Annotated in this window: 1 protein-coding gene; it reads left to right on the forward strand. The window is 49.8% G+C overall.

Features of this window, described 5'->3' with window-relative positions; translation table 11 throughout:
* The first annotated feature begins 68 nt into the window (after positions 1-68).
* On the forward strand, positions 69-1,013 hold the full coding sequence (locus V6E55_RS25505; RefSeq protein ID WP_316936919.1) for an IS1595 family transposase: 945 nt from the start codon (positions 69-71) through the stop codon (positions 1,011-1,013).
* The last annotated feature ends 6 nt before the right edge of the window (positions 1,014-1,019 follow it).

The following is a 1,019-nucleotide window of genomic DNA, read 5'->3' on the forward strand; positions in this document are numbered from 1 at the left end:
CCTGATTACCACCATGATTCAGCTCTTCAGGACTACACTTAAAGGGTTCTGTTCTGGAGGGTTAAATCATGGCCAGAAACAAGGTTCAATTTCAAAAAAGCATGAGCATTCATACCTTTATTCAGCGTTATAGCGATGAAGCGCAGTGTCAGCAGCGACTTTTTGACATTCGCTGGCCACAAGGATTCCAGTGCCCAAATTGCGGACACACCCATGCTTGCAAACTCAAATCGCGACCCGTCTACCAATGTAATCAATGCCACCAACAAACCTCGCTAACAGCCGGAACTCTCTTTGCCTATTCCAAATTGCCTCTTTCCATCTGGTTTCTGGCCATCTATCTGATGACTCAAGAGAAAAATGGTGTTTCCGCTCTCGAGCTATCCCGTGAGCTTGGCATTTCCTACAACGCCACCTGGCGGCTTAAGCACAAGCTCATGCAGGCCATGAAAGAGCGGGATGATGAGGCTCCTCTCTCCGGTATCATCCAGCTTGATGATGCCTATTGGGGCGGTGTCCGCACTGGAAAGGTTGGCCGTGGCGCAGCTGGCAAGCGCCCTTTTGTTGCTGCCGTTTCACTCAATCATGAAGGGCACCCGATCCATATGCGATTCAGTGCCGTTGAGGGATTCAAGAAAAAAGAACTCACGCAATGGGCTATTAAACACCTGCGGCCATCTTCCTTGGTGGTATCCGATGGTTTGGCCTGCTTCCGTGGCGTTGAAGAAGCCAAGAATGCTCATTTAGCTATCGTGACAGGCGGTGGTCCTGCCAGCGTAAAACTGCCGTATTTCAAGTGGGTCAACACGATGATAGGCAACGTGAAAAACGCCATGCATGGAACGTATCACGCAATCAATCAGAAGCATCTGCCGCGGTATTTAGCGGAGTTCTGCTTTAAGTTCAATCACCGATTCAATCTGGAGTCGATGATAATGGAACTGGTCAGGATCGGCTGTCGAACGGCTCCAATGCCACAACGCCTGTTGAAGCTGGCTGAGTCTCGATGGTAATCAGGA

Source organism: Enterobacter sp. 342, from assembly GCF_036663495.1.
GTDB lineage: Bacteria > Pseudomonadota > Gammaproteobacteria > Enterobacterales > Enterobacteriaceae > Enterobacter.

Excerpts from the sequence above, each read along its gene's own strand:
- V6E55_RS25505 (WP_316936919.1), top strand. The coding sequence starts at position 69 with ATGGCCAGAAACAAGGTTCAATTTCAAAAAAGCATGAGCATTCATACC.